The sequence below is a fragment of the Xanthobacter luteus genome (assembly GCF_040049235.1).
GTDB lineage: Bacteria > Pseudomonadota > Alphaproteobacteria > Rhizobiales > Xanthobacteraceae > Xanthobacter.
The window spans coordinates 477,445-497,917 of the sequence record NZ_JBDZDO010000001.1; the positions used below are offsets into that span (position 1 = coordinate 477,445).

Here is a 20,473-nt window from a genome sequence, read left to right on the forward strand (position 1 = left end):
CGTTCCATGACCCAGCATGTCGAGCTTCCGGCCGCATCCGGCCCGGACGTCCTGTCCATCACCGGCGGCGAAGCCATCGCCCGCATGGTCATCGCCTTCGGCGGCGGCGTGTGCTTCGGCATGGGCGGCTTCCAGCTCCTGCCGTTCTACGACGCCGCACGCCGGCTCGGCCTCACGCACGTCCTGGTGAATGACGAGCGCGCCGGCATCTTCGCGGCGGACGCCTATGCCAAGGTGTCCGGCCGCGTGGGCCTCGCCGACGCCACCCTCGGGCCGGGCGCCACCAATCTCGTGACCGGCCTGATGGAGGCGCTCAATGCCGGAACGCCCCTGGTGATCCTCGCCGGCGACACCCACCGGGCCCATTCCTGGAAGAACATGACGCAGGAATGCCGGCAGGTGGACCTGCTGCGCCCGGTCTGCAAGGAGCTGATCCGGGTCGAGATGGTGAGCCGCATCCCCGAGCTGGTGCGCCGCGCCTTCACGGTGGCGACCTCGGGCCGCCCCGGCCCGGTGGTCATCGACATTCCGGAGGACATCTCCCACGCGCTCTACCCGTTCCCGGTGGGCGAGTTCGCGGTGGACCCCATCTTCCAGAGCGTGCCCGCTCTGCGCACGCGCCCCGACGGGGAGAGCGTCGCCAGGGCGGCGGACCTGATCGCGGCGGCGCAGGCGCCCGTGATCCTCGCCGGCGGCGGGGTGCACATTTCGGGCGCGGCGGAGACGCTGACCGCCTTTGCCCGCGCCCTCAACATCCCGGTTGCCCACACGCTGAGCGGCAAGGGCGCCATCCCCTGCGCCGATGCGCTCAATGCCGGCCTGTTCGGCCGCTATGACCGCATCGCCAATCCGCTGATCGAGGAATCCGACCTGCTGATCGTGGTGGGCTGCAAGCTGGGCGAGATCGCCACCAAACGCTACACCATCCCCTCCCCCGGCAAGACGCTGATCCATCTCGACTGCGTGGCGGAGGAATTCGACCGCACCGTGCCCGCCGCCGTGAAGCTGTGGGGCGATGCCAAGCTCGGCCTCGCCGATCTGGGCGCGGCGCTGGCGCCGCTTGCGGGGGACCTCGCCGCCCGCTGGGCGGACCGCCCGGCCGACATTGCCGCGCGCATGGCCGCGTGGCGGCAGAAGGTGGGCGAGCGGCTCAACTCCACCGAGACGCCGGTGGACATTGCGCGCCTGCTCACGGAGATCAACGCGGCGCTGCCGAAAGACGGCTATCTCATCGCCGATGGCGGCTTCGCGGCCCATTGGGGCGGGCTCTTGTTCGACTCCCCCCGCGCCGGCCGCGCCTTCGTGCCCGATCGTGGCTCCGCCTCCATCGGCTACGGCCTGCCCGGCGCCATGGGCGCGGCGCTGGCCAAGCCCGATGCGCCGGTCTTCGCCCTGACCGGCGATGGCGGCTTCAACATGATGCTGGGCGAGCTTGAGACGGCGCGGCGGCTGAAGCTGGACGTCGCCATCATCGTCATCAACAACGCCGCCTCCGGCTATGTGAAGGCGCTCCAGCACCTCATGTACGGCCAGGGCGCCTACCAGTCGTCCGATCTCAGCGAGATCGACTATGCGGCGGTGGCGAACGCCATGGGCTGCCGGGGCATCCGCGTGGAGCGGCCGGAAGACCTCGCGGGCGCCCTGCGGGCCGCGCTGGAGCGCCGCGGCGGGCCGACCGTGCTCGACGTGGTGGTGACGCGCGATCCCGCCAAGATGCTGCCGGGCGTGGACAGCCGCACCGTCCAGATCAAGCCCGGCGACCGCATCGCGTGATGCCGGCCACCGGGCGGCCGAGGCCGTCCGGTGGCCCACCGAGCATTGATCGACGTCTCAGCCGCCTGGCCGCGGAGACGCCGGTCCGTTTGCCGGCCGCCACCTCGGCCTTCGTCCCGTTCCGCGAGTGCGCGGGGCAGCCGATCTTCGCCGGGCCCGGCACAATCGCCTGCCGGCGGGAGATACTCACGCGCGCAGCGGCAGCGATCCGTCCGACCCCCCCGCCACTGAGCTGCGGCCGCGCCGGGCATGGGGCCGCCGATGTGGCAACCCTGCGCCATTTCGCAGCCGTGAGCACAAAGCCGATCGCATCGAGCGCAAGGGTGACGACCAGCGCATCACGAAAATTGCCGAAGAACAGCGTGCGCGTTGCCATGCCGAGCACGGAAATGAACGCCCAGACCACGAGATTGGCCCGCCAGAACGGCATCGGCCGCGCCGCCCCGGTGGGGGCGGAGCCGTCTCCTTGGGCCGTGCCCAGGGGATGATCATCCGATCGGGCGATCCAATGGTTCATGCCGGCGCACCCCTCCAGAGCGCCATTTAGCGATCTGGAGGAATTTTGGCGATTCTGCCCCCCGAGACATCCGGCACGATCAATCGGGAAGAGGCGCAATCTTCGATGACCCGGAACGAGGGGGCGGCGAGCACCGTCAGTACATGGACATGCCGCCGTCGACCACGACCGTGGAGCCGGTGAGGAACGCGGCCTCGGGGCTGAACATCCAGGTGATCGCGCTCGCCACCTCAGCGGCGCGGCCCGGGCGGCCGAGTGGAATCATGCCTTCCACCCGCCGGCGCTGCGCCTCGTCGCCCCAGAACGCGTCCAGCATAGGTGTTTGCACGGGGCCCGGGACAAGGCAGTTCACCGTGATCTGGCGCGGCGCGAGGGTGCGGGCGGCGGTCTTGGTGAGGGCGATGATCGCGCCTTTGCTGGCGGCGTAGGCGGCGGTGCCGAACACCCCTCCCCCGCGCAGGCCCGCAACGCTGGAGACGGTGCAGATGCGGCCGCCATCGGGCATCAGCTTCACCGCCTCGCGCATGGCCAGGAACGTTCCCGTGGCGTTGATGGCGAACATCCGCGCGAACGTATCGGCGTCGAGGTCGAGGAACGGCGTGCTGTCGGAAACGCCGGCGCAAGCCGCAAGGCCGTCCACTCTGCCGAATGTCCTGGCTATGGCTGCGAAGGCCTCGATCACCTCCGCCTCTCGCGAGATGTCCGCGCGGAAGGCGGCATGGCGGTCTCCGGCCGCATCCACCACCGCCCGGGCCGCATCGAGATTCTGGTCGATGGCGGCGATGCTCCACCCATTGGCAGCGAGCGCGACGACCGCCGCCGCGCCGATGCCGCTACCCGCGCCGACCACCACCGCGACCTTCCCGGTCGGCCCGGAAGAGTCTTGCAATGTCATCATGTCCTCCCGGAAACGGATGCGCGGTGCGGATGGCCTCAGAGCAGTGCGGTGGAAAACCACGGCACCGCGGCGATGATAAGAAGCGCCACCGCGAGCGCACCGAGATAGGGCCAGATGCGCAGCATGGCCTCGTCCGGCGGCACGCGGGCGATGCCACAGGCGGCATAATAGCCAATGCCGAGTGGCGGGGCGAACAGGCCAAGACCCATGGAGACGATGATGACCATGGCGTAGTGCACGTCGTGAATCCCCAAGGCGCGGGACGCCGGGAACAGCAGCGGCGCGAATACCAAGATCGCCGGCAGGCCCTCCAGCACGCTGCCGAGCACGATGAAGCCCAGGATGGAGGCGATGAGGAAGCCCCACGCGCCTCCGGGAATGGACGACATGGCGACCACCAGTTGCTTGGCGAAGCCCGACTGGGTAAGCGCCCAGGCCATGGAGATGGCGACGCCGAGGATGAGCAGCACGGCGCCCGTGAGCGCCACGGTGCTCCTCAGGATCGCCGCCATCTGGGAGAACGAGAAGGCGCGATAGATCAGGGCGCCGACCACCAGTGAGTAAATGACGCCGATGGTGGACACCTCCGTGGCGGTGGCGACCCCTTCAACCACCGCCGAGCGGATGATGAAGGGCAGAGCCAGCGCCGGAAGGGCGATGAGGAACGTGCGCCGAATCTCGGCGCCCGAGGCGCGTGCGACGCTCACCGATTCCGGCTGGGACCGCATGCGGAAATAGACGGCGATGACCAGCGCGATGGTGCACACCACCGCCGGCAGGAGGCCGCCAGCAAACAGCGCACCGATCGAGATGCCGGTCGACGACCCCAGCATGATCAGGACCAGGCTGGGCGGGATGGTCTCGGTCATCACCGCCGAGGCGGAAAGCTGGGCTGCAAGCTCGCCCTGATGGGCGCCGCGCCGCTTCATCTCCGGGATCAGGCCCGGCGCGACGGCCGCCATGTCGGCGGCCTTCGATCCGGCGATGCCGGAGACCAGAAACATCGCGCCGAGAAGCACGTAGGACAGCCCGCCGCGCACATGGCCGAGCAGCGCAGCCATGAAGTTCACCAGCGCCCGGGCGAGGCCCAGGGCCTCGATGAGCAGGCCGAGCACGATGAACAGGGGGATCGCCAGCAGCACCATGCTCGACATGCCCTCGCCCATACGGGTGACGACGATGATCAGCGGTATCTTCGGGATGAACATCAAGTAAGAGCTGGTGCAGATGATAAAGGTGAAGGCGATGGGCAGGCCGACGGCGATCAGCACACCCAGCAGCAGCACAAAGAAGATCAGCAGGTTGAAGTTGCCGATGGACAGAAGCCACGGCTGGAGCAGATAGAGACTGAGCCCGACCGCCCCCACCACGGCGCCGGCGAAGGCAACGTCCCGCCACCGGCAATGTCCGAGCCGCAGCAGGGCGATGGTCGCGAGCATCACGAACCCCACCAGGAACGCCGCGGCGCGGAAGCCCTCGGAGATGCCGAGGGTCACCATCTGGATGAAGCTCTCGCTCTCCAGGTGTTCCCAGGCCGGCGGAATGAGGAGCAGCGAGGCGCCCGCGATCAGCACCGCATTCACGGCGTTAAGCCGGTCGCGCCAGCGCCCGGAGCAGGAATCGAGGAAAAGCGTAAGGCGCATGTGCTCGCCGCGCTGGAGCGCCACCACGGCGCCCAGCATGGAGATCCACACGAACATGACGGCGGCGGCCTCGTCCACCCAAAACAGCGGAGAATGAAACACATAGCGGGCGACGACGCCCGAGGCGATGACGACGACCTCCGCCACCAGAAGGATGGCTCCGGGGACCTCGCTCGCCCAGCGGATGGCGTTTTCGATCGCCTCCACCCAGCGCGCCGCTGCGACCCCACCGGCAGCCAGTCTTGCTTCGTTTGCTTCGCCGACGGACATGTCTCGCGCCTGCCTTGGATCTGAAGAAGGGAAGAGAGTGCGGTGCTCGGCCACGCTCGCAGCACCCTATGGGCGCCGGCCCCTGAAAAGAGCCGCGGCGGAAAGGGCCGGGATCGCCTGACATCCGATCGCCGGGTCGCCCTCCCGCCTGCGGGGACATAAGGAACCACCCTCCAATAGCGAAACGCATGCGATTCGCCATCGGCGCTGCCGGCCCCAGAGCACGGGCCGATCCGCCTGCGGTGCAGGCCGATGGCAAAATGCGCGTTCCATCTTGTGTTTAGAGAGAAATTCACCGGGCAGATCGAGGCAATTTGCCCAGGCCGCGCTCTAGGTCAGGTTGCCGACGGCGCTCTCGAGCGCCTTCCAAGCCACATCCCCGTAGACCTTCTGCCACTCGGCATAATAGCCGGCCTTCTTCAGAGCCTCGCGGAAGGGCGCGCGGTCCGGCGAGTTGAAGATCATGCCCTTGCCTTCCAGCGACGCGCGCAGGGTGAGGTCAAGTTTCTGGATGTCTTCGCGCTGCAGCAGGGCGGCAGCATTCATGTTGCGGGAGATGATTTCCTGGAGGTCCGCAGGCAGCTTCTTCCAGACATTCATGTTCATGACCTGGATCCAGGTGTCCCAGGAGTGATTTGTCAGAGCGCAGTAGCGCTGAACCTCGTTGAAGTTCCGCGTGGCGATGACGCTCAGCGGGTTCTCCTGGCCATCCACGATATGGGTCTGGAGCGCGCTGTAGAGTTCGCTGACGTTCATGCTGGTCGGCGCCGCGCCGAGCGACTTGAACAACGACAGCAGCATGGGGCTGATGGGCACACGGATCTTGAAGCCTTTGAGGTCGTCCGGCGCATTGATTGGCTTGGTGGCCGAAGTGATCTGCCTAAACCCATTCTCCCACATGCGGTCAAACACGTGGAGGTTGATGCGGCCGAATCCCTGGCGGATCAGCGCACCGAGATCGCCATCCATGGCTTGCCAACCCTGGCGCGAATCCTTGAAGGCGAAGGCGGTGTTGACGATGCCCACCACCGGCACCAGCGGCGCGAACGAGGTGGCGGCGGGAGTGTACATCTCCAGCACGCCGCTGCGCACCTGGGACGCCATGTCGGTGTCGCCACCGAGCTGGCTATCGGGGAATACCTTGATGTCCACCCGGCCGCCGCTTTCCTGGCGAATCTTGTCCGCAGCCTCCATCCCGCGGATTGTCAGCGGGTGGGAGAGCTGCATGGAGTGGCCCCACTTCAGCGTGTATTCTGCAGGCTTGGCCTGCTGGCCGAAGGCCCGGGTTGCCGACGCACCGGCGATGCCGCATGCGGCGGCAGCCGTGGAGCCTAGAAATCTACGGCGGGTAAGCATGATGCCTCCATTTCCCCCATTTTATCTTATAACTTCTTGAGTTCAGCCGCGATGCCCGGCATAAGACTTCAGATCTCGGCGGCGACAAACCCCTTGATTTTGCATCCTATAGGGCAGGTCGAGAGGGAGAAAGGCGGGCACGGGCTATATCTGTTATAGGCGACCGAGGGTGTCCAATCCGCTGGTCCTGCCGGTCGGATCGTGGATGATGAAAGCAACAATAGCTCAATGCACTTGGGGAGAGACATGAAGGATACGTCCGCCGCCACCGCCCGCATCGAGGCGCCCACAGACTGGCCCGAGGATCTGCGCCAAGAGTTCGAGCGCGGGCAGTTCAATGGCTGTGTGGGAACGGCGCTCCTTTCGGAAACCGACCGCGCCCGTGTCTGGGAAGTGCGGCTCAAGCCTGGCGAGCGTCTGCCGTTCCATCGCCACCTGCTGAGCTATTTCTGGACCGCCACCACCGATTGCAAAGGCCTCAGCCACTTCTCCGACGGCCGCATTCTGGAGCCGGAATACAAGGCGGGCGACACCCGGCACATGGAATTCGGCGCCGGAGAGTTCATGGTGCACGACATCCGGAATATCGGCGACACGGATTTCGTATTCACGACGGTGGAGTTTCTCGACAGCGCCAACGCGCCGCTGCCGATTCCCGATCACATCCGCCGGAAGAGCGCGGCTTAGTATATTTGAACCGCTCTTTTCTTCAGACCGCTCGGGAATTCGACATCTATGACTTTGAACATCGGTCTCCACACCTTCATGCGTGGCGCGATGGCGAGCCGCGAGGGCACGCTCGCCGTCGCACAGAAGGCCGACGCGTGGGGCTTCAGCCATATCGGCATCAACGATCACGTGGTCGTCCCCACGGACATCAACTCCCGCTATCCGTACACCGAGCAGGGCCAGTGGCCCGGCAAGGCCTTCGGCGAGGCGCTGGAGATGCTCACCACCATGTCCTTCATCGCCGGTGCGACGGAGCGCATCCGCATCCTGTCGTCGGTGATGATCCTGCCGTATCGTCCGGCAGTGCTCACCGCCAAGATGCTTGCCACCGCCGACGTGCTCTCCGCGGGGCGCATGGTGCTCGGCTGCGGCGTCGGCTGGATGCCGGAGGAATTCGCGGCTCTGGGCTCCCCGCCCTTCGCCGAGCGCGGAGCGGTCACCGACGAGTATCTCGACGCCTTCCGTACGCTGTGGCGCGACGAGCATCCGGAGGCGCACGGCAAGCACGTGGCTTTCGAGAACATCACCTTCATGCCCAAGCCCTATCGGGCCACCGGCCTGCCCATATGGATCGGCGGCGAGAGCACGGTCGCGCTCAGGCGCACCGCTCGGGTGGGCGACGGCTGGTACCCGGCGTCCAACAATCCCCAGGCGCCGCTCGATACGGTGGAGCGTATCGCCGCGGCGATCGGTGAACTGGACAAGGTGATCACCGCGGCCGGCCGTGACCCGGCCACGGTGGAACGCGGCCTCGTTCTGCTCCATTCGGTGGACTGGGATGCGCAGACGAAGGATGGCAAGCGCCGGCTGTTCACCGGCAGCTCGGCCGACATGGCAGCCGACGCCGCCGACCTCGCGGAGATCGGCCTTGACCATGTGTCGCTGATCTTCCAGACGGCCACCGCCGGGGAGACCCTGGACCGGATGCAGCGGTTTGCGGAAGACGTCCTTCCGAAGCTTTGATCGAGCCGCGCGGGCGGCGCGCTAGGTCCGCCTCCGTGGCCGCGCCTGCCGTTTGGAGAACATGATGAACACGCCTACGTCCATTGCCATCATCGGCGGCAGCGGCGACCTCGGATCGGGCCTCGCCAAGCGCTGGGCCGCGGCCGGCCACCGGGTGATCGTGGGGTCGCGGTCGGCGGAGAAGGCGATGCGGGCCGCCGCCGAGCTGGGCGCCTCCGTCGGCTGCGCCATCGAAGGTATGAACAACCATTCGGCGGCCGCGGCCGCCGACGTGGTGGTGCTGACTGTGCCTTTCTCGAGCCATGCCGACACGCTCGCCGAGATCCGCGATGCGGTGACCGGCAAGATCGTGGTGGATGCCGTGGTTCCGCTGAAGCCGCCTAAGGTGGCCACCGTGCAGTTGCCGCCCGAGGGCTCGGCCGCCGAGATCGCCCGGGCCATGCTGGCAGAAAGCGTGCGGGTGGTGTCCGCCTTCCACAATGTGGGGGCATCCAAGCTGCATGCCGGCGAGCCCGTGGGCTGCGACGTGCTGGTGTTCGGCGACGACAAGGACGCGCGCGACGCGGTGATTGCCCTGGTGGCCGATATCGGCGCGCGCGGGGTGGATGGCGGAGCGCTCGCCAATTCCGCCGCGGCCGAGGCCCTGACCTCGGTGCTCATCGGCATCAACCGGCGCTACAAGGTCCAGGGTGCCGGCATCCGGATCACCGGCCTGCCAGAGCTGGGCTCCGCGGAGGGCGGCATTGCCTAGCCTCACGCTCCACGCGCTAGAAGACATGCCGATGATCGAGCCGGGGGACGACCTCGGCTCGATCATCGCCGGTTGCGTGCGCACCGCCGGCATCGGCCTTGAGCGCGGCGATGTGGTGGTGATCGCCCAGAAGATCGTCTCCAAGGCCGAGGGACGCTATGCCGACCTCGACGCCGTGGAGCCCTCGGCCCGGGCGCTGGAGCTGGCTGCGGCCACCGGCAAGGATCCCCACCACGTGGAATGGGTGCTGCGTGAATCGCGCGAGGTCGTGCGTCATGCTCCAGGCGTGCTGGTGGTGGAGCATCTCCTGGGGTTCGTCATGGCCAATGCCGGGATCGACGAGTCCAATATCCCCCAAGAGGCCGGCCGTCGCCGGGTGCTGCTTTTGCCGCGCGATCCGGATCGAAGCTGCGCGCGCCTGAAGAGCGAGCTGGAGGCCGCTTTTTCCACCGAGGTGGGCGTGGTGATGAACGACAGCTTTGGTCGTCCCTGGCGCCAAGGAGTGGTGGGCGTCGCGCTGGGCGCGGCAGGCCTTCCGGCATTGAGGGACATGGCTGGCAAGCCGGATCTTTTCGGCCGTCCTCTGCGGATCACCGAAATCGCGGTGGCCGATGAATTGGCCGCCGCGGCTTCCCTGCTCATGGGGCAGGCCGACGAAGGCCGCCCCGTGGTGGTGGTGCGCGGCCTGCCATTCTCTGGCGAGGCGCGGCCCGCCGCCGCATTGGTCCGCGCCAAGGGTCGGGACCTGTTTCGATGACAGCGTCGGCTGAAACCGGACCGGGCGCCGGACCACGCCGCGTGCTGGCCGTGTGCGGCGGCGTCGGCGGGGCGAAGCTCGCCTTCGGGCTGCAGGAGGAGGTCGGCGCGGCATTGACCGTCATGGTCAATACGGGCGACGACTTCACGCATCTCGGCCTTGCCATCAGTCCCGACATCGACACGGTGCTCTACACGCTCGGCGGCCTCGCCGATCCGGTGCGCGGCTGGGGCCGGGCGGGAGAGACCTGGCAGTTCATGACTGCGTTGCGCCAGCTGGGCGGCGAGGACTGGTTCCAGCTCGGCGACCTCGACCTTGCCATGCATGTGGAACGAACCCGCCGGCTCGCGGGCGGCGAACGCCTCTCTGCGGTGACGGCGGACACGGCCCGCAGGCTCGCCCTCGCCGCCCGCGTCCTGCCCATGAGCGACGAGCCGGTCCGCACGACGGTTGAAACCTCCCAAGGCCGGCTCGCCTTCCAGCACTATTTCGTGCGCGAGCGCTGCATGCCGTCCGTGCTCGGCCTGCGCTTCGAGGGCGCCGAACGGGCCCGGATCCTGCCCGAGCTGGCGGACCTGCTGGCCGACGACGCCCTGTGCGCGGTCATCATCTGCCCGTCCAATCCCTATCTCAGCATCGACCCGATCCTCGCCTTGCCCGGCATGCGGGAGGCCCTGGCCCGATGCGCCGCGCCGGTGGTGGCGGTATCGCCGCTCATCGGCGGCCAGGCGGTGAAGGGACCGACCGCCAAGATCATGGGCGAGCTGGGCCTCGCCGCCGGCAGCGCGGCCATCGCCAGGCACTATGCCGGGCTCGTGGATGGCCTCGTCGTCGATACGGCGGATGCCGCGGACGCGGACCGCGTCCTGGCGTTCGGCCTGTCCTGCATGGTGGCCCCCACCCTGATGAAGGGGCCGCAGGAGCGCGTGGCGCTGGCGCGCCAATGCCTCGCCTTCGCCCACGAGCTCGATGCCAAGAGGCGCGCCGAGCGCCCGGAGGAAACGCAACCCTGGAGCAGGTCATGGACCGAGCAGGACTCTGGGCCCTCGTGCCCGTGAAGCGCTTTGCCGCGGCAAAGCAACGCCTCAGCGGGCTGCTCGACGCGGACGGCCGCGCCGCGCTGGCACGCGCCATGCTGGACGACCTGCTCGCGCTGCTATGCGGCGACGCAGGCCTGGCCGGCACGCTCGTGGTGGGCGAGGAGCCCGAGGCCCGCGTCTTGTGCCGGCGGCATGGCGCAGCGTTCCTATCAGTGCCGGACCAGGTGGGGCTCAATGGCGCCATCGCACGCGGCGAGCAGGATCTGGCCGCCCGCGGCGCTTCGGCCATGCTGGTGGTTCCGTCCGACCTGCCCGGCCTCACTCGTGCCGACCTTGATGCCCTGCGCCGCGCCCTGGCCACCTGCGACGTCGCCTTGGTGGCGGCCGAGCGGGACGGCGGCACCAATCTTCTGGCGAGCCCCCTGCCCCTCGCTTTCGCGCCCTCTTACGGCCCGGCAAGCTTTGCCCGGCATCGGGCGGCGGCCACGGCGGCGGGCCTCACCGTGGGAGAGCCGGACTGCCCGGGCGGCCGCACCGACCTTGACCGCCCTGAAGATCTCGCCGCGCTCGGCACATGCGGTTTGCGCACCCGTGCCGTCCTTCCTCATCTGAAGCGGGACATCAGGCCACGCGCAGCCCGGCCCGCATTGACCCCGATCGCCGCGGGATGATCTCCATGCCCTCCTCCGCCTTCTCCGACCGCTTTGATCTCGGCGACCTGCGTCCTTTCCTTGATCTCGATGATCCAGCGCCGCTCATGGTCCTGGCCGCCGAAAAGCGCGACCGCGCCCATGGCCACCGCATCTCCTATTCGCGCAAGGTGTTCATCCCGCTGACCCAGCTCTGCCGGGACGTCTGCCACTACTGCACCTTCGCGCATCCGCCGCGCGCCGGCGAGGCCGGCTTCCTGAAACGTGACGAGGTCTTGGCGATCGCCCGCGCCGGCGTGGCGGCGGGCTGCCGGGAGGCGCTGTTCACCCTCGGCGACAAGCCCGAGCTGCGCTACCCGGCGGCGCGCGAGGAGCTGGCCCGTCTCGGCCATGCGACCACCCTTTCTTATCTCGCCGAAATGGCGCGGCTCGTATTCGAGGAGACCGGGCTGCTGCCGCATCTCAATCCCGGGGTGATGGCGGCAGAGGACATGGCCGCGCTCCGCACGGTCTCGGCCTCCATGGGCCTTATGCTCGAGACCTCGGCCGAGCGGCTGAGCGCGCGGGGCGGCCCGCATTTTGGCTCGCCCGACAAGTTGCCCGCCGCCCGGCTCGCCACCTTGCGCGCCGCCGGCGAGGAGAAGGTGCCCTTCACCTCGGGCCTCCTCATCGGCATCGGCGAAACGCGCCGCGAGCGGGTGATGGCCCTGCTGGCCCTGAGGGACCTCAACGACGCCCATGGCCACATCCAGGAAGTCATCATCCAGAACTTCCAGCCGAAGCCCGGCACCCGCATGGCCCATGCGCAAGCCCCACGCCGCGCCGAGCTGCAATGGACCATCGCGGCGGCGCGCATGCTGTTCGAGCCTCAAATGAACATCCAGGCTCCGCCCAATCTCAGCGCGGGCGCGCTGGCTCCTCTGCTGGCCGCCGGCATCAACGACTGGGGCGGCGTGTCGCCGGTGACGCCGGACCATGTCAATCCCGAAGCGCCCTGGCCCCATCTGCGGGTACTGGAGGCGGCCACGCGTGCTGCGGGCAAGGAACTGGTCGAACGGCTCGCAATCTATCCCGCCTTCGTCCAGCACTGCGAAACATGGCTGCACGGCGCCTTGCGCACCGCCGTGCTGCGGCAGGTGGACGGCGAGGGATGGCCGCGCACGGATGGATGGAGCGTCGGCGTTGCGGCGGCCGCGCCCGCAGCGGTCGCGGATGGCGTGCGCTCCCCGGCCCTGGCCCGCAGCGCCTTAGCGCCCGTCCTGGCGCGCGCCGAGGCAGGGACGGCGCTGTCGGAAGGGGACATCGTGCGTCTTCTGGGCGCCCGCGACCACGATTTTCACGCGGTCTGCGCCAGCGCAGACGGGCTGCGGCGGGCGACGAACGGGGACGCGGTGAGCTACGTCGTCACGCGCAACATCAACTACACCAACATCTGCAGCTACAAGTGCCGGTTCTGCGCCTTCTCCAAGGGCAAGACCCACGAAGCCCTGCGGGGTCGGCCCTACGATCTATCTCTGGACGAGATCGCCGACCGCACGCGCGAGGCATGGGAACGCGGCGCCACCGAAGTGTGCATGCAGGGCGGCATCCACCCCGACTACACCGGCGCCAGGTATCTCGAAATCCTGGCTGCGGTACGGGCGGCGGTGCCGACGATGCACGCCCACGCATTTTCCCCGCTGGAGGTGCATCACGGTGCCACCACGCTCGGCATGACGGTGCCGGAATTCCTCGGGGTCCTGAAGTCCGCCGGGCTCGGCTCGCTGCCCGGGACCGCCGCGGAGATCCTGGACGACGAGGTGCGCGCCGTGCTGTGCCCGGACAAGCTGTCCACGGACGAATGGCTCGCGGTGATGCGCGCGGCCCACCGGGTCGGCCTAAAATCCACCGCCACCATCATGTTCGGCCATAGGGAACGCTATGCGCATGTCGCCCGGCACCTTCTGCGCATCCGCGCGCTCCAGGATGAGACGGGCGGCTTCACCGAATTCGTGCCGCTGCCCTTTGTCCACATGGAGGCGCCCCTCTATCTGAAGGGCGACGCCCGCAAGGGTCCAACAGCGCGGGAAGCGATCCTGATCCATGCGGTCTCGCGGCTGGTGCTCAATCCTCTCATCCGCAACATCCAGGCCTCCTGGGTGAAGCTCGGGCCCGACATGGTGAGCCTTGCCCTGCGTGCCGGCGTCAACGATCTCGGCGGCACGCTCATGGACGAGAGCATCTCCCGCGCCGCCGGCGCCAGGCATGGCCAGGAAATGACGCCGGAGCGCATGGAGGGGCTGATCCACAGCGCCGGCCGCATCCCGCGCCGCCGCACCACACTTTATGAAGATGCCGTGCCCCGACCCGGCGCATCGCCGTCCGCAGCACGGCCGGCCGCCTCTGGCGCGATGCGCTAAGCCCGCTCCTCTTCGCCGCCCGGCTCGACGCCGATCCTGATCGGACCGGTGAAGGCCGACTCGCGCCCGAAGACTTTCGGGCCGCTTATAGCGGCATTGAATAGCTGATAGAGGATTATGCGGAGATGTTCGCCCGGCTGCTAACAAGATATCTCCGCTCAAACGTTCGAAAGCGCCGTTTGCGGACTGACTTTTCCCGCGACACGCAGTGCATTGGAAAATTTGTCCATGCGTCGGTACACGTCCCCCCTGGCGGCTGCCACCCCGACTTATTTCGAGACCTTGCAAGCGCGCTACAGGGCCGCGCCCCAGTCTGTCGATGAAAGCTGGCAGGCCGTATTCCGCCTGCTCGACGAATTGGAAGCGAGCGCCACGCCGGCACCTGCCCCGCGGGCCGCGGACCGCCCCGGCACCGACGAGGGGCGTCTGATCGCCGAGGCCTTGCGTACCCATGGTCATCTCCTCGCCAACCTCGATCCGCTGGCCGCAGAAAGGCCCACCGCGCGCCTGTCCCCGGCGGAGCTCACGACCACGCTGACCGCCCACCTCGCCGGCGCCGAGACGGCCCCGCTGGGCCGCCTGGAGGCGCTTTATCTCGGCGCGCTCGCCGTCGAGACCGGCCATATCGATGACGCCGAGGTGCGGCGCTGGCTGGTGGCGCGCTTTGAGAACCGTCCTTTTCTGCCGGCCGTCGAGAGCCGCCTGGCGGCCTTGGACCTGCTGGTGCGGGCCGAGACCTTCGAGCGCTTCCTGGGGGTGAAGATGCCCACCAAGAAGAGGTTCGGGGCGGAGGGCGCGGAAGTGGTCGTGCCGCTGCTTGCCCGCATCCTCGAACGGGCGGCGCAGAACGGCGTGAGCGAGGTGGTGATCGGCACCATGCACCGCGGCAGGCTCAACCTCATGGCCAACGTGCTGGGCGAGCCGGCGGTGGAGCTGCTGCATAAATTCAAGGGCGGGCACCCCTTCCCCATCGACGGGCCCAGAGACGCCGATGTGCCCTATCATCTCGGTCTTACTGCCGCTCTCCCGTTGGCTGGGCGGGATGTGAACGTCACCTTGTGCGCCAACCCGTCCCATCTGGAGGCGGTAAACCCCGTGGCGCTCGGCCGCGCACGGGCACGGCAGGACCTCGCCGAACGGGCGGGGCGGGATCCCCGGGACACCCTGGCCATCATTCTCCATACGGATGCCAGCGTGATCGGACAGGGCGGCGTCTCGGAGATCATCCAGCTGGGGGGGCTGGAGGCCTTCACCACCCGCGGCACCATCCACGTGGTGATCAACAATCAGATCGGCTTCACCACCAATCCATCCGAGGCGCGCACCTCGCGTTACTGCACCGGCCTGTGGAAGGCGGTGGACAGCGCGATCCTGCACGTGAATGGCAACGAGCCGGATGCGGCCCTGGGCGCGGCCGACATCGCCGTCGATTTCCGCAGCGCCACCGGCCGCGACGCGGTGATCGACCTCGTTTGCTATCGCCGGAACGGCCACAATGAGATCGACGAGCCGCGCTTCACCCAGCCCGTCCTCTATCGCCGCATCGATGCCCTCCCATCGGTAGCATCGCTTTATGGCGAGCGGCTGGTGGCCGAGGGCGTGGCCGATGCCGAGCGCGCCCGGAGCTTGCGCGAGACATACTGGCAAGGCCTCCAGGACGCCTATGCCGCATCGGGCGATCACCGGATTAATCGCAGCGCCTTTCCCAAGGACCGCTGGGAGCCCTACCGCCCCGGGGGCGCCGTGGCCGTGCCTGCCACAGGCGTCACGGAAGCGGACCTGAAGGCGCTCTTGAAGCAGCTCAGCACCGTGCCCCCGAACTTTGCCGTCGATCCCAAGATGCAGCGCATCCTCAACCAGCGTTTCGAGGCAGCGGAGAAGGGCGCCAACTGGGCGGTGGCCGAATCCCTCGCCTTCGCGACGCTCCTCAAGGAGGGGACGGATGTGCGACTGGTGGGCCAGGACGTGGTGCGCGGCGCCTTCTCCCATCGCCACTTCACGGTGGCGGACGCAACGGACGGGCGCACCGTCAACGCCCTGCGCGATCTCGGCGGTCCGGTCGGCCGCTTCGACGTGGTGAACAGCCCGCTCGCCGAATTTGGCGTGCTGGGGTTTGAGTATGGCTACAGCCTTGAGCGGCCCGATGCGCTGGTGATCTGGGAGGCCCAGTTCGGCGACTTCGCCAACTGCGCCCAGGTGATCGTGGACCAGTTCATCACCAGCGGCGAGGAGAAATGGATGCAGCCCTCCGGCCTCGTGGTGCTCCTCCCCCACGGCTTGGAGGGGCAAGGACCCGAGCACTCATCCGCCCGCGTGGAACGCCTGCTGCAGATGTGCGCCAAGGACAATATCCGCGTCGCCAACCCCTCCACGCCGGCCAATTTCTTCCACCTCCTGCGCCGGCAGGTGCTCGACCGGCGGCGCAAGCCTCTATTCGTCACGAGCCCCAAGACCCTGCTGCGACTGCCGGAAGCCATTTCGCCCCTGTCGGCGTTCGCGCCCGGCGAAGCCTTCCGCCCGATAATCGCCTCCCGACCTGCCGGAACGGTGCGCCGGGCGCTGATCTGCACCGGCAAGCTCGCCTACGAGCTGGAGGCGGAGCGCGCCCGCCTCGGCGTTGACGACGTGGCGGTGCTGCGGCTGGAGCAGCTCTACCCGTTCCCCGCCGAGGAATTGCGCGAGCTGTTGGCCGGCTGGCACGGTTGCACCGTCCAATGGGTCCAGGAAGAGCCCGCCAACATGGGCGCCTGGACTCATGTGGACCAGGCCCTCGAACCGATACTTGCCGGGTGCGGGCTGGCGCGGGCCCGGCTTGTCGCGCGCCCGGCCTCGCCTTCGCCGGCGGGCAGCTTTCACGATTTCCATCAGCGCGATCAGCAAGCGTTGGTGAAACGCGCCTTCGAGCTCTGAGAGGGGCGGGCGTGTCGCCCGTTCGCCTCGGGCGGTGGCGTCCCGCTCCGGGCCGCTCCGGGGGACGAGGGACTGGGATGCGGCGTCCCCCGGTCCCGGAAGGAACCTGACATGTACGGCATTCTCAATGGCATGCGCGTGGTGGAGGCGGCCTCGTTCGTGGCCGGCCCATCCTGCGGGCTGCATCTGCTCCAGCTGGGCGCCGAGGTGATCCGCATCGATCCGCTGGAAGGGGGCGCCGATGCCCGCCGTTGGCCTCTCGCCTCCAATGGGGCGAGCCTTTACTGGGAAGGCCTGAACAAGGGCAAGAAGTCCGTCGCCCTCAACCTGAAGACCCCCGAGGGGCGCGAGCTGGCGCAGGCGATCGTCGCGGCGCCGGGGGCGGACGGGGGCCTCTTCGTCACCAACCAGCCGGTGGAGGGCCTGTTCTCCCATGCGGCCCTCAGCCGGCGCAGGACGGACCTCATCACCGTGCGCGTGATGGGCTGGGCGGACGGGCGTGCCGCTGTGGACTACACGGTGAACTGCGCCGTCGGCGTGCCCGACCTGACCGGTCCAGTGGAAGGCGGGCCGGTCAATCACGTGCTGCCGGCCTGGGACCTCCTGACCGGAGCCTACGCCGCCTTCGCACTGGTCGCGGCCGAGCGGCAGAGGTCCCGCACAGGCGCGGGTCTAGAGATCCACGCGCCGCTGGGCGACATGGCCATGGCCACCCTGGGCCATCTCGGGCAGGTCGCGGAGGTGGCCCTCTCGGGGCGCGATCGGGAGCGGACGGGCAACGTGCTCTACGGCGCATTCGGGCGCGATTTCGAAACCGCCGACGGACATAGGGTGATGGTGGTGGCCCTGACCTCGCGCCAGTGGACCGCGTTGGTGGCGGCCCTCCACCTGGGCGAGCCGATGGCCGCCCTCGAGCAGGAAGTCGGCCTTTCATTCGCCGCGGACGAAGGCGCCCGCTACCGGTGGCACAGCCGGCTCAGCGCGCTGATGGAGCCAACGATCCGGGCCCTGACCCGCGCCGAGCTGTCCGCACGGTTCGAGGCGGCGGGCGTGCTGTTCGGTCCCTACCGCACCCTCGCGACGGCCTTGGCGGAGGATCCGGGATTCCTGCCCGCGGGCGGCCTGTTCGAGGAGGTGACCCATCCCGGCGGCGGACGCTACCCGACGCCCGGACCGGCGGTTCGCATCCCCGAGGCCAGGAGGGGCGCCGCGCCGCGCGCCCCGCGGCTCGGCGAGCACACCGCCGAGGTGCTGGCCGGGCTACTCGGCCTCAGTGGGCGCGAGATCGATCGACTGAATCGCCATGGCATCGCCGGTGCGGCCGCGTCGGCCCCCGGCGGGGTGCCGTCCCCCGCCTGATCAGTGAGGCCCCATGTCCATCGACATCCATGTGCCGAGCCTCGGGGAATCCGTCGCCGAGGCGACCGTCGCCAGATGGCTGCGTCGGCCGGGCGAGGCGGTGCACCGCGACGAAGTGATCGCCGAGCTGGAGACCGAAAAGATCACGGTGGAGGTTACCGCGCCCACCGACGGCGTGATCGCTGCGCTCCATGTCGCGCAAGGCGAAAGCGCGCTTCCCGGCTCACGCCTCGCCACGCTGCGCGCGCCGCTGGCGGACCACGCGCCGCCCGTCCTTATGCCATCGCCGACCGCCGCCCCGTCGGCGCGCGGCCGGACCTCCGGCTCCCCTGGCGGAGCCGCGGCCCGGCATGGGGAGCCGACGGAAAATCTTCTCGCCCCGCCGCCACAGGGACCGAAAGCGGCAACGGAGCGTGCGGCGCCGCCGCCGGCACTACCGGTCGGCCCGGCGGCCGCTCTGGAGCCGCCGGGCCGCGATCGGCGCGTTCCGCTGGGTGTCCTGCGCGCCGCCCGCGCGGCGCAGCTGAAGGAGGCGCAGACCGTCGCGGCGATGATCACCACGTTCAACGACGTGGACCTGTCGCAAGTGGATGCGCTCATCGCGGCTCACGGCCCGGCGTTCCGCGCGCGCCACGGCGCGGCGCTCGACCGCGCGGCGTTTATCATCCGCGGCTGCGTCCACGCGCTCTTTGCGGTGCCGCATGTCAACGGACGCATCGAGGGCGATGAAATCGTGCTCAATCTCGATCTCCACATCGCCGTCCCCATGGAGACGCCGGCGGGGCCGGTGGCCCCGGTGCTGCGCCATGCCGGCAAACTGGGACTTGGCGGAATTGCCGTGGCCCTGGCGGATCTCAGGGCGCGCGCCGAGGCCGGCAAGCTCTCGGTGGCGGATCTCCAGGGCGGAACCTTCTCCATTGCCGATGCCGGTGCGTTCGGCGGGCTCTTTTCGGTGCCGACCCTCGCCGCGCCGCAGTCGGGCGTGCTGGGGCTTCACCGGGTGGAAAGCCGCCCCGTCGCGATCGGGGGGACGGTTGCGGTGCGGCCCATGATGTACATGTCCTTGAGCTACGACCACCGCCTCATCGATGGCCGCGATTCCGTGACCTTTCTCGTCAAGATCAAGGAGTTCCTGCAGACCCCGGAGCCCTTCCTCCTCTGAGGGCGCGGGCGCTACCATGGCCGGTGAAATTCATGATAGAAGCTCGCCCCACAGGGCCGGACCGTCGTAAGGTTGCGCATCAGGACATGGATCTGCGGGAACTTCGGTACTTTGCTGCGGTTGCTGAAACCGGCAGCTTTTCCCGCGCGGCCATCAAATTGGGCATCGCCCAGCCCACCCTGAGCCGTCAGATCCAGAACCTCGAGCAGGAGCTGAAGAGCGCGCTCTTCTACCGCCACGGGCGCGGAATCGCGCTGACCGAAGTGGGAGCAAAGCTCCACACCGCGCTTAGCCCCATGCTGCAGCAGTTCGATCAGGTCCAGCAGGAGATCATCGATCAAGCGAACACCCCGAGCGGTCTGGTACGCTTCGGCATACCTCCGTCCATCGGCAGCACCATCGTGGCGCCCCTGGCGGAGACCTTCCGGGCCGAATGCCCGGCGGTGCATCTGCATGTGGTGGAGGCGTTCAGCGGGACGTTGTTCGAATGGATCGAGGCGGGCGCCATTGACCTCGGCATCCTGTACGACTCGCGCCGTTCCCCCAGCATGAATGTGATCCCCCTGCTGCAGGAGGAGTTGCACCTCATCGACACCCCGAGCGACCGCTGCCCGCGACCCGTCGCTAGCCTCGAGGAGGTCCATCTCGACCGCCTGGTGCTGCCGGGCACCGGCCATGGCCTGCGCCGGGTGGTCGACGCCATGTTCCAGAATGCCGGCATCAAGCTCGCACTGACGCTCGAGATCGATTCCGTTCCGGCCCTGAAGCAATTGGTGGAGATGGGCGCGGCGCAGACCATTCTCCCCTTCGGGGCGGTTCACCGGGAAGTAATCGAGGGTCGCCTGACGGCGCGCCCCTTCGCCGCGGGCGATCTGCGCGCGACGCTGGTGCTGGCGACGGCTTTGCATCGGCCGGTAACGAAAGCCACGCGGCAACTCATCCAGATCATCCAGGATCAGATTGCCCAGCACGTGGATCGCGGCATCCTGCGCGGGACGCCGAGCAAGTCGGCGCGCATCAAGCTGTAGCGCGCATGGGGGACGTTGCGCGCCAATCCGGCGACCGGGGCATCGTGATCTGAGCCCGGCACACAGATCTGTTCCCTGGCGATGGTGGCGTTGACCTTCTCGAGCTTGCGGGCGGTGGAAGGCTCCTGACCGTCCCGCAAGGGCTTTTTGGCCTCATCCCGCTTCGGGTGCCTCGGCGCGCGCCGGAGGAGCGGGGCCGCAGGCGATCGGCCCGGGTTTGCCGAGGAGCCGATCGGCGCGGCGCCGGTTCCTGCTGCCGTTGGGATCG

General features: G+C 68.5%; 16 protein-coding genes. 12 read left to right on the forward strand and 4 right to left on the reverse strand.

Going from position 1 to position 20,473, the window contains the following annotated elements:
- Window positions 1-6: 6 nt before the first annotated feature.
- Window positions 7-1,773 (forward strand): thiamine pyrophosphate-binding protein, encoded by a 1,767-nt coding sequence (locus tag ABLE88_RS02385; protein ID WP_348829810.1) that lies wholly within the window; start codon window positions 7-9, stop codon window positions 1,771-1,773.
- Here the strand turns inward: ABLE88_RS02385 and ABLE88_RS02390 are convergent.
- The 4 genes from ABLE88_RS02390 to ABLE88_RS02405 all read right to left on the reverse strand — a co-directional run bounded on the left by ABLE88_RS02390 (window position 1,748) and on the right by ABLE88_RS02405 (window position 6,457).
- Window positions 1,748-2,290 (reverse strand): hypothetical protein, encoded by a 543-nt coding sequence (locus tag ABLE88_RS02390; RefSeq protein ID WP_348829812.1) that lies wholly within the window; start codon window positions 2,288-2,290, stop codon window positions 1,748-1,750. The two genes, ABLE88_RS02385 and ABLE88_RS02390, sit on opposite strands and share 26 nt — an antisense overlap.
- A 136-nt stretch (window positions 2,291-2,426) precedes the next feature.
- Window positions 2,427-3,248 (reverse strand): SDR family NAD(P)-dependent oxidoreductase, encoded by an 822-nt coding sequence (locus ABLE88_RS02395; RefSeq protein ID WP_348829813.1) that lies wholly within the window; start codon window positions 3,246-3,248, stop codon window positions 2,427-2,429.
- A complete protein-coding gene (locus tag ABLE88_RS02400; protein ID WP_348829815.1) occupies window positions 3,224-5,038 on the reverse strand; it encodes a TRAP transporter large permease in 1,815 nt (604 codons plus the stop codon). Before ABLE88_RS02400 ends, ABLE88_RS02395 begins: the two co-directional genes overlap by 25 nt.
- A 393-nt stretch (window positions 5,039-5,431) precedes the next feature.
- Window positions 5,432-6,457, reverse strand: a complete 1,026-nt coding sequence (locus ABLE88_RS02405; protein ID WP_348829816.1) for a TRAP transporter substrate-binding protein — start codon at window positions 6,455-6,457, stop codon at window positions 5,432-5,434.
- 246 nt (window positions 6,458-6,703) lie between these two features.
- Between ABLE88_RS02405 and ABLE88_RS02410 the strand changes: the two genes are divergently transcribed.
- The 11 genes from ABLE88_RS02410 to ABLE88_RS02460 all read left to right on the forward strand — a co-directional run bounded on the left by ABLE88_RS02410 (window position 6,704) and on the right by ABLE88_RS02460 (window position 20,205).
- Entirely contained in the window at window positions 6,704-7,144 is a 441-nt protein-coding gene (locus tag ABLE88_RS02410; RefSeq protein ID WP_348829817.1) for a cupin domain-containing protein, read from the forward strand.
- A gap of 48 nt (window positions 7,145-7,192) precedes the next feature.
- Window positions 7,193-8,149 carry a TIGR03619 family F420-dependent LLM class oxidoreductase gene (locus ABLE88_RS02415; protein WP_348829818.1) on the forward strand — a complete coding sequence of 319 codons (957 nt, stop codon included), beginning with the start codon at window positions 7,193-7,195 and terminating at the stop codon, window positions 8,147-8,149.
- A gap of 64 nt (window positions 8,150-8,213) precedes the next feature.
- Complete coding sequence (gene npdG, locus ABLE88_RS02420) at window positions 8,214-8,900, forward strand: NADPH-dependent F420 reductase (RefSeq protein WP_348829819.1); 687 nt, start codon at window positions 8,214-8,216, stop codon at window positions 8,898-8,900.
- Between the two features lie 25 nt (window positions 8,901-8,925).
- The gene (gene cofE, locus ABLE88_RS02425; RefSeq protein ID WP_510182838.1) at window positions 8,926-9,657 is read left to right on the forward strand and encodes a coenzyme F420-0:L-glutamate ligase; all 732 of its coding nucleotides are present in this window, start codon (window positions 8,926-8,928) and stop codon (window positions 9,655-9,657) included.
- Entirely contained in the window at window positions 9,654-10,715 is a 1,062-nt protein-coding gene (cofD, locus tag ABLE88_RS02430) for a 2-phospho-L-lactate transferase (RefSeq protein WP_510182839.1), read from the forward strand. The genes cofE and cofD overlap by 4 nt, the downstream gene beginning before the upstream one ends.
- Window positions 10,706-11,368 (forward strand): 2-phospho-L-lactate guanylyltransferase, encoded by a 663-nt coding sequence (gene cofC, locus ABLE88_RS02435; RefSeq protein WP_348829822.1) that lies wholly within the window; start codon window positions 10,706-10,708, stop codon window positions 11,366-11,368. The genes cofD and cofC overlap by 10 nt, the downstream gene beginning before the upstream one ends.
- 5 nt (window positions 11,369-11,373) lie before the next feature.
- Complete coding sequence (cofH, locus tag ABLE88_RS02440) at window positions 11,374-13,746, forward strand: 5-amino-6-(D-ribitylamino)uracil--L-tyrosine 4-hydroxyphenyl transferase CofH (RefSeq protein ID WP_348829823.1); 2,373 nt, start codon at window positions 11,374-11,376, stop codon at window positions 13,744-13,746.
- Window positions 13,747-13,974: 228 nt separating this feature from the next.
- Window positions 13,975-16,656 carry a 2-oxoglutarate dehydrogenase E1 component gene (locus tag ABLE88_RS02445; RefSeq protein WP_348829824.1) on the forward strand — a complete coding sequence of 894 codons (2,682 nt, stop codon included), beginning with the start codon at window positions 13,975-13,977 and terminating at the stop codon, window positions 16,654-16,656.
- A 111-nt stretch (window positions 16,657-16,767) separates the two neighbouring features.
- Window positions 16,768-18,015, forward strand: a complete 1,248-nt coding sequence (locus tag ABLE88_RS02450) for a CoA transferase (protein WP_348829825.1) — start codon at window positions 16,768-16,770, stop codon at window positions 18,013-18,015.
- Window positions 18,016-18,028: 13 nt separating this feature from the next.
- Window positions 18,029-19,177, forward strand: coding sequence for a 2-oxo acid dehydrogenase subunit E2 (locus ABLE88_RS02455; RefSeq protein ID WP_348829826.1), 1,149 nt, complete (start codon window positions 18,029-18,031; stop codon window positions 19,175-19,177).
- A gap of 86 nt (window positions 19,178-19,263) precedes the next feature.
- Window positions 19,264-20,205, forward strand: coding sequence for a LysR family transcriptional regulator (locus ABLE88_RS02460; RefSeq protein WP_348829828.1), 942 nt, complete (start codon window positions 19,264-19,266; stop codon window positions 20,203-20,205).
- The last annotated feature ends 268 nt before the right edge of the window (window positions 20,206-20,473 follow it).

Excerpts from the sequence above, each read along its gene's own strand:
- ABLE88_RS02445 (WP_348829824.1), top strand. The coding sequence starts at position 13,975 with ATGCGTCGGTACACGTCCCCCCTGGCGGCTGCCACCCCGACTTATTTC.
- ABLE88_RS02390 (WP_348829812.1), bottom strand. The coding sequence starts at position 2,290 with ATGAACCATTGGATCGCCCGATCGGATGATCATCCCCTGGGCACGGCC.
- ABLE88_RS02410 (WP_348829817.1), top strand. The coding sequence starts at position 6,704 with ATGAAGGATACGTCCGCCGCCACCGCCCGCATCGAGGCGCCCACAGAC.
- ABLE88_RS02450 (WP_348829825.1), top strand. The coding sequence starts at position 16,768 with ATGTACGGCATTCTCAATGGCATGCGCGTGGTGGAGGCGGCCTCGTTC.
- ABLE88_RS02405 (WP_348829816.1), bottom strand. The coding sequence starts at position 6,457 with ATGCTTACCCGCCGTAGATTTCTAGGCTCCACGGCTGCCGCCGCATGC.
- cofH (WP_348829823.1), top strand. The coding sequence starts at position 11,374 with ATGCCCTCCTCCGCCTTCTCCGACCGCTTTGATCTCGGCGACCTGCGT.
- npdG (WP_348829819.1), top strand. The coding sequence starts at position 8,214 with ATGAACACGCCTACGTCCATTGCCATCATCGGCGGCAGCGGCGACCTC.
- ABLE88_RS02415 (WP_348829818.1), top strand. The coding sequence starts at position 7,193 with ATGACTTTGAACATCGGTCTCCACACCTTCATGCGTGGCGCGATGGCG.
- ABLE88_RS02385 (WP_348829810.1), top strand. The coding sequence starts at position 7 with ATGACCCAGCATGTCGAGCTTCCGGCCGCATCCGGCCCGGACGTCCTG.
- ABLE88_RS02455 (WP_348829826.1), top strand. The coding sequence starts at position 18,029 with ATGTCCATCGACATCCATGTGCCGAGCCTCGGGGAATCCGTCGCCGAG.
- ABLE88_RS02460 (WP_348829828.1), top strand. The coding sequence starts at position 19,264 with ATGGATCTGCGGGAACTTCGGTACTTTGCTGCGGTTGCTGAAACCGGC.
- cofD (WP_510182839.1), top strand. The coding sequence starts at position 9,654 with ATGACAGCGTCGGCTGAAACCGGACCGGGCGCCGGACCACGCCGCGTG.
- cofE (WP_510182838.1), top strand. The coding sequence starts at position 8,926 with ATGCCGATGATCGAGCCGGGGGACGACCTCGGCTCGATCATCGCCGGT.